Origin of the sequence: Hymenobacter sp., assembly GCF_036388155.1 — a bacterium.
In the GTDB taxonomy this organism is placed as follows: domain Bacteria; phylum Bacteroidota; class Bacteroidia; order Cytophagales; family Hymenobacteraceae; genus Hymenobacter.
The window spans coordinates 77,531-84,568 of sequence record NZ_DASVSI010000129.1 but is presented as its reverse complement, the minus strand read 5'-3'; the positions used below and the strand labels follow the sequence as shown (position 1 = coordinate 84,568).

At 62.2% G+C, this 7,038-nt stretch carries 5 protein-coding genes; 3 read left to right on the top strand and 2 right to left on the bottom strand.

Annotation, left to right across the window (positions count from 1 at the left end):
- From VF629_RS18190 to VF629_RS18180, 3 genes are all read left to right on the top strand, one after another.
- The coding region (locus VF629_RS18190; protein WP_331059922.1) for a hypothetical protein at nt 1–723 on the top strand (723 nt) is incomplete at its 5' end.
- Between the two features lie 163 nt (nt 724–886).
- Nucleotides 887–1,084 (top strand): hypothetical protein, encoded by a 198-nt coding sequence (locus tag VF629_RS18185; RefSeq protein WP_331059921.1) that lies wholly within the window; start codon nt 887–889, stop codon nt 1,082–1,084.
- A gap of 320 nt (nt 1,085–1,404) precedes the next feature.
- A complete protein-coding gene (locus VF629_RS18180; RefSeq protein ID WP_331059920.1) occupies nt 1,405–4,266 on the top strand; it encodes a TonB-dependent receptor in 2,862 nt (953 codons plus the stop codon).
- An 87-nt stretch (nt 4,267–4,353) separates the two neighbouring features.
- Here the strand turns inward: VF629_RS18180 and VF629_RS18175 are convergent, their stop codons facing one another.
- Together VF629_RS18175 and VF629_RS18170 are read right to left on the bottom strand one after the other, a co-directional pair.
- A complete protein-coding gene (locus VF629_RS18175) occupies nt 4,354–5,448 on the bottom strand; it encodes a hypothetical protein (protein WP_331059919.1) in 1,095 nt (364 codons plus the stop codon).
- Between the two features lie 460 nt (nt 5,449–5,908).
- A complete protein-coding gene (locus VF629_RS18170) occupies nt 5,909–6,931 on the bottom strand; it encodes an OmpA family protein (RefSeq protein ID WP_331059918.1) in 1,023 nt (340 codons plus the stop codon).
- Nucleotides 6,932–7,038 lie beyond the last annotated feature (107 nt).

Sequence of the window (7,038 nt, the reverse complement as noted above, 5' to 3'; positions counted from 1 at the left end):
TGCCTGATGAAGCGTGTACTACTCCTGCCAGTTCTGGCTTTGGCCTTGCCGGCCGCAGCCCAGCACACCGAACTTGTGGGCCGCGCTGGGCTCGGCCTCTTGGCCTTTGGCGGCGCTGATGCCGTAAGCGCTACCAGCCTTTATGAATGGGGACTTCCCGGCTTTGGCCTCGCTAACAGACCGTATGGCAGCCGGCTGGGCACGGGCTTCTCGGTGGGCGCCCGGCTGCAGCGCGTGGGCGCAAGCGAGGGGTTGTTGGCCCTCGACCTGGGCTACGAACGGCTGCGCAGCTGGAGCGATGTGCGGGAGGTCCTCTCGGCTCCGTACCTCAGCAGTAGCATTCAGACTTATCGGGCCACGGGCAGCATTGCGCTGCAAAGCCAGCAGGTAACGGCTTTTCTGGGTGTAGGCCACCGCTTTGGGACTGGGGCGGTGCGGTTGGATGCGTCGGTGGGACCAGAAGCCGCCTACGTGTACGGCTTTCGCACAAAAGGCAGCGGTACCTACAATGGCAGCACCGCCTGGAGCATCAACTCAGCCTCCCTTATCGACAACCAAGTCGATGCCCGCCTGCGTGCCGACGCCACCGTGTGGTATGGCCGGCTGGGCGCCAACGCCAGCTACTCGCACGGCCTGCTCTCGTACCAAAGGGGCTTGACCGGCGCCGACCGCAATGTGTACTCCCGCACGGTGCGCCTGGGGCTGGCTTACCGGTTGCGCTAAACCCGCCAACATATTCGGGTTTCCGACGCGTCTTGGCCGGGTATCGGCGCTGCTTTGGGCAATCGCCATCAGTTCAACGCACGCAACTGCAGCCCCGTCACGTCGAAAAGGAGTGACAGAACGCCATTCCCAACACCTTCAGTCCGCCCTTTGGCTGCGGGGCATGCTGAAACGCCTCCTGTTTGGCAAGGAAGAGCAGGAGCCCAAAGCGCCGCCAGGTCCTTTCCGCACCGATGTTGCGGCGCTGGCCGCTCCCGTGCTGGCCGCTGCCCTGCGCGTGACCTGGCTGGGACACTCCAGGGTGCTGCTTGAGCTGGGCGGGTACCGCACAGAAGTGGCTGCCGGGCCGCCGCTGGCGTAGTTGGGGGCAGCCATCGCATCAGCCAATAAAGTAGGTGATTGGTTGGCGTTTTGCCCGAGATGTTGTAAGCTTGTGGCAACAGTGTCTTTTTATGCGTTTGTCCGCCGCCTGCAGGTCGTGTTGTTGTTGCCCCAAAGCCGGCAGTTGTTGCTGCCGCTAAGCGCGAAGCTGCAATAAAAACTGTTCCCCCTATTTTCTTGACAGTCAAGTCTATCAAGCCAAGCGCTTGGCTTGGACGCGTACGCCCTTTTGCGCAACTGGTGCAGCTTGGGTTGTGCTTTGCTACCATTTCTTATCATTTCTCACCAACCAACCATTTTATGAAAAACCTAATACTTCTGGTCTTGCTGATGCTGGCCGGTTTCTCGGCTACTGCCCAAAAAATTACGGTCAGTGGCCGGGTAGTGGGCGCGGCGGGCGAGGCCCTGCCCGGCTCCACGGTACTGGAGCGCGGCACCAGCAACGGCACCAGCACCGGCAGCACCGGCGAATTCTCGCTGTCCGTGTCGCCGCAAGCCACGCTCACCGTCCAGGCCATTGGCTTTGCCACGCAGCAAATTCCGTTGAACGGCCGCACCAGCGTGGAGGTGCGCCTCGTGGCCGCCGCGCAGGACCTGAACGAAGTGGTGGTGACGGGCTCGCGCGCCACGGAGGGCCGCTCCAACATCCTCACCACGGCGCCCGTTGACGTGATTTCGGCCCGCGAAATCAAGGCGTTTGCCCAAACCGACGTGACGCAGGTATTGTCGTTCGTGGCGCCCTCGTTTCAGTCGTCGCGCCAATCCATCTCCGACGGCACCGACTTTGTGGACCCGGCCAGCCTGCGCGGCCTCGGCCCCGACCAGGTGCTGGTGCTCGTAAATGGCAAGCGCCGCCACAGCCAGGCGCTGGTGAACATCAACGGGACGGTGGGTCGCGGCTCGGTGGGCACCGACCTGAACGTGATTCCCACGGCCAGCATTAAGCGCATCGAGGTGCTGCGGGAGGGCGCAGCGGCCCTCTACGGCTCCGACGCCATTGCGGGCGTGATTAACATTCAGCTGAAAGACGACTCGACCGGCGTGAGCACCAGCGCCCTCTACGGCCAGACGGTGGAAAGCGACGGCAAAACCCAGCAAGTCGATTTCAACGTGGGCATCGGCCTGAACAAGCGCGGCTTCCTGGACTTGAGCGGGCAGTTTCTGAACCGCGGCTACGTTAACCGCGCCTTGCCCGATACTTCGCCCCTGATTTACCTGGGCAGCAACGGCGGCAACTACCCGGCCACGGCCAACACCGAACAGCTGCGCCGCGACCTGAAAGCCCAAGATGACGCTCTGGTGGCGGCCAACGGCTTCAACCGCGTCGACATCCGGGTGGGGCAGTCGGCGTCGCGCAACTTCGGCGGGTTTTTGAACGGCGGCTACCGCCTGGGCCAGGGCTTCGAGCTGTACGTGGCGGCGGGCGCGTCGTACCGCACCGGCCGGGGGCCGGGCTTCAACCGCCTGCCGTCCCAACCCGCCCAAAGCGACCTGGCGCTGTTTCCCAACGGCTTCCTGCCCTTCATCAACACCACCATCTACGACCAGTCGGCCATTGTGGGCCTGCGCCGGTCGGTTTTCGGCTTTGCGGCCGACCTGAGCAACACCTTCGGCCGCAACGAGCTGCGCTACGACATCGACGGCACCGTCAATGCCTCGCTGCCGCAGGGCGTTACTCTCAACCCCACCAGCTTCTACGCCGGGCGTCTGGCTTTTCGGCAAAACACCACCAACCTGGGCTTCTCGCGCAAGTTCACCGGCCTGGGGCCCTTGGCAACGTTGAACGTGGCTTTTGGTGGCGAGTTTCGCGTCGATAACTTCCAGTTGGGCCGGGGCGAATACGCTTCGTACATCAACGGCGGCCGGCGGGTAGTAACGGGCTTTACGGCCGCCGGCTTCCCCGTCTTTGGCCCGGCCGCAGCGGGTGCCCAGGTGTTTCCGGGCTATCAGCCCCAGGACGAAGTGGACAGAAGCCGCACCAACGTGGCCGGCTACGTGGATTTGGAGAGCGACATCACCGAGAAGCTGTTGCTGCGCGCTGCTGGCCGGGCCGAAAACTACAGCGACTTTGGCGGCAACTTCAGCGGCCAAGTGGCCGCTCGCTTCAGCATCATCGACGGGTTGGCGCTACGCGGTTCTGTTGGCAACGGCTTCCGGGCTCCCTCGCTGCAGCAGCGCTATTTCACCAACACGAGCACCCAGTTTGTGAGCGGCCTGCCCAACCAGGTGCTTACCGTGAACAACGACAACCCGATTGTGCGCAACTCCTTCACGCCCGGGGGCGCGGGCCAGCAGGGCTTCGGCGTGGCCCCGCTCAAGCAGGAAACTTCCACCAACTACGGCGCCGGCCTCACCGCCCGCGTGGCCCGCACCATCACCCTGACGGTGGACGCCTACCTGATTGACATTGCCGACCGCATTGTGCTGTCGTCGCAATTTGCCAAGACCAACGCCGTGGGGGCTCCCCCGGTCACCATTGTGGACCAGATTCTGGACGGCCGCGACGTGAGCCGCGTGCAGTTCTTCGCCAACGCCGTGAACACCCGCACCCGCGGCCTCGACATCGTGGCCAACGAGCGCCTGACCCTGGGCCCAAAAAGCCGCCTGACCCTCACGGCGGCCGCCAACCTCAACGAAACCGTGGTGCGCAGCTTCAACAGCTCCTCGACGACCATCAACAACGACCAGACCGTGGGCACCGGCAACCTGCAAAACACGCTCTTCGACCGCCAGCAGCGCACCCGCCTCGAAAACGGCAACCCGCGCTCGAAAGTCAACTTGTCGGCCAACTACGGCTACGGCATCTTCAGCATTGAAGCCCGCACCGTGCGCTTTGGCGAAATCCAGTTCAAAGACGCCGACCCGGCCCGTTCTTTCCTCGACCAGACCTTCGCGGCCAAATGGATTACCGACCTCACGTTCAGCGCCCAGCTCATTAAGCAAGTGGGCCTGACGGTGGGGGCCAGCAACCTCTTCAACGTCTACCCCGACAAGTTCATCCAGAACCCGCGCAACAACGAGTTCAACTTCTCGGCCGACCCCAACCAGAGCTACATCTCGACGCTCGACAACACCAACCGTGGCCGTTTCGTGTACCCGGCCAACCAATTCGGTTTCACCGGCGCCTACTACTTCGTCCGCGTCAACGTGACGCTGCCCTAACGGAGCGACTCTTCTCTGATGCTAAAAAAGGCCTCCCCGAACTATGGGGAGGCCTTTTTATTTTGAAACTTATGGGAAGCAAGCTCGCTACTGGCCCTTGTAGGCCAGCCGGGCGCTTTGGGTGCCGCTCAGGTTGCGGGCGAAGTACAAGCCGGCTGCCACGCTAGCGGCGGGCCGCCACACCACGCGGCCGTCGGGCGCGGAGGTGAGCTGCTGCACCGTGCGTCCCAGTTCGTCCACGATGAGCACGGTTTGCGGGCCTGCGCCGACCAGTTGAAAACGCACCTCGTCCTGAAAAGGCACCGGATGCGGGAGCTGCGCCAACGGCTGGCGCGAGCGCGTGCCCAACACCTGCCGGGTGACCAGGAAAGGCAAAGTCACCACGCCGGAGCCGTAGACCGGGCAGGCATTGTCCGTGGCCGAAGCCGTAAGCGCGTACCGGCCTTCTGGCAACGCATTTGGTACCTGCCAGGTGAACACCCCTTGGCCGTTGCCCTGGCTTTGAAAGGCGGCGCCCGGCACTATGCCCGCTGCGTCGCTGCCCAAGGTGAGCACCTGCCCAGCGTCGGGGTCGGTGGCAGTGAGCGTGAACGAAACCGTTTGGCCGGGATTGACGGGAATGGTTTGGCCCAGCAGTTGCGCGTTGGGGTTTCCGGTGGGCGCCACGCGGGTGAATACCGGAACCTGGTTGGTGCCGGCTACCACCGAATAAATTACGTCGCGGGTGATGCTCCCGATTTGCTGCCAGGTTCCGTTGATGCGGCGGTATTCATCTACCCGCGCTGCCAAAACGTAGCGGCCTTGTTGCAATGCCACCGACGGGATGGTAGCGAGTTCTCCCGTAGCGGCGTCGAGTTGGAAATGCGGGGCAATGACCCCAGGGGTGGGAGCAGCGCACTGGGCGCTGAATGCCGGCCTCGAAAAAGACCTCACCAATTGATACGTTAACGAGTCGCCTTCGCTGTCGAAAGCATTCACGCTGTAGCGTTGCGCCTGCGTGCCCGATATCTGAATAAGGCGGCTGTTGGTGAACCGAGGCGAGGAGTTGACCAGGCCCGCAGTGTTGTCCAGTAGGGCCTGCACGTACAGAGATTGGTCGAACGCTTGATTAATGTTAATCAATCCACTTGGCCGGTTCTCAAAATTGACACTGAATGTCCAGAGGGCGGGGGGCAGCTGCACGGTGCCTTCAAAAGTCCTGATTTCGTACATAATTCCTCCAGCAGCCCCGCCCCCAACCGCGCAACTGCTAGCCATCGGCGTGATGCTAGTGCGTAGCAGCCTTGTGATGAAGCTTCCCGGCAAGGTATTGCCACAGTCATTCTTGCCACAGGTCAAATCAACATAGTCGTCGCCGATTAGAGACGAAGTGTCTTTGAATTGCCGGACTGTGATGCGGTACTCGTTTGGATTCGTCGCTGTCCCGGCGTAGCTGTAGTTTATCTCGGCGCCCAGCGCATGAGTGGCGCGCGCAACAAAGGCGTGTGCGCTACAGCAAAGTAAAAGAACCAGGCTGCGAAGGAGGAAAGGCAGGCGCATACGCACGACGGAAAGGAGGGGTAGATGGATGAATTATTGCCAGCAAATGAAGGTAGTAACCTTTGCTGGAAATATATATAACCCGCTGTGCGTCATGCAAAAATTATTTGCCGGTAGCCGCGGCCGGCGCGGCCGAGTTGCTGCCCAGAATCTGGAATAGCTCGTCCAACTTCGGCGTCAAAATAATTTCGGTGCGGCGGTTCATGGCCTTGTTGGCGGGGGTGTCGTTGGCGGCCACGGGCACGTACTGGCTGCGGCCCGAAGCCGTAATCCGGGCCGGGGTCACGCCGGCCGTGGTGAGCAGGCGGGCAATTTCAGTGGCCCGCAGGGCGCTCAGGTCCCAGTTGTCGGTGAGGCCGGCGGTGCCGCGCACAATGGGCACGGAGTCGGTGTGGCCTTCCACCACCACGTTCACATCTTTTTGCTCTTGCAGCACGGTGGCCAGCTTTTTCAGGGCTTCCTGGCCTTTGGGGTCCACTTTGGTCGAGCCCGATTTGAACAGCAATTGCTCGGAGAGCGACACGTACACTTTGCCGTCCTTCAGCTTCACCTGCAAGTCGCTGCTGTTGAAGCTGAGCAGGGCTTTGCTCACGCGCGCTTTCAGGTCCGTTACGGCCTGGTCTTTGTCGGCCAGGGCTTTGGTGAGCTCCGTGAGGCGGGCTTCGCGCACTTTGAGGTCAGCAGCCAGGCGGTCGTTGTCGGCTTTGCTCTTTTGCAGGGAGTTGTCGAGGGCGCCCAGTTCGGCTTCGCGACGGGCCAGGTCCTGGGCCACTTTGTTGTAGTCCGACGACTTGTTGGCCAGTTCCCGGTCGCTGTTCCTGAGAAGCTTGTCGTAGCTGTTGTTCAGCTCGTTGTAGAGGCTGCGGGTTTTGCGGTAAGCCGCGCCGGTTTCGGCAGAGTCGGTCACGAGGCGCTTTTGGGTGAGGCGCAGCTGGGCCAGTTCGTCGGAAGCTTTTTTCAGCTCGGCGGTGGCGTTGCGATACTGGCTCTCGGCGGTTGCTTTGCCTTCGGCGTCGGCTTTTTGGCGGGCGCTCAGGTCGTCGTATTTCTTGGCCGTCACGCAGCTGTTCAGCACAGGGGCCGCCAGCAGCGACAAAGCCAGCAGGGTAGGGGAAAGTCTTTTCACGGGCGAGGCGTAAGGAGGAGAAATGCTGGGGGATGGGCGGCCGGACAGTCCGGGCGCTTTGCCGTGACAAGGTAGTGCTTGGCACGCGCTTAGCTCGTCCGCAGGCC

What these genes read in the sequence shown, in the direction of transcription:
- VF629_RS18185 (WP_331059921.1), top strand. Translation starts at nt 887, where the DNA reads ATGCTGAAACGCCTCCTGTTTGGCAAGGAAGAGCAGGAGCCCAAAGCG.
- VF629_RS18180 (WP_331059920.1), top strand. Translation starts at nt 1,405, where the DNA reads ATGAAAAACCTAATACTTCTGGTCTTGCTGATGCTGGCCGGTTTCTCG.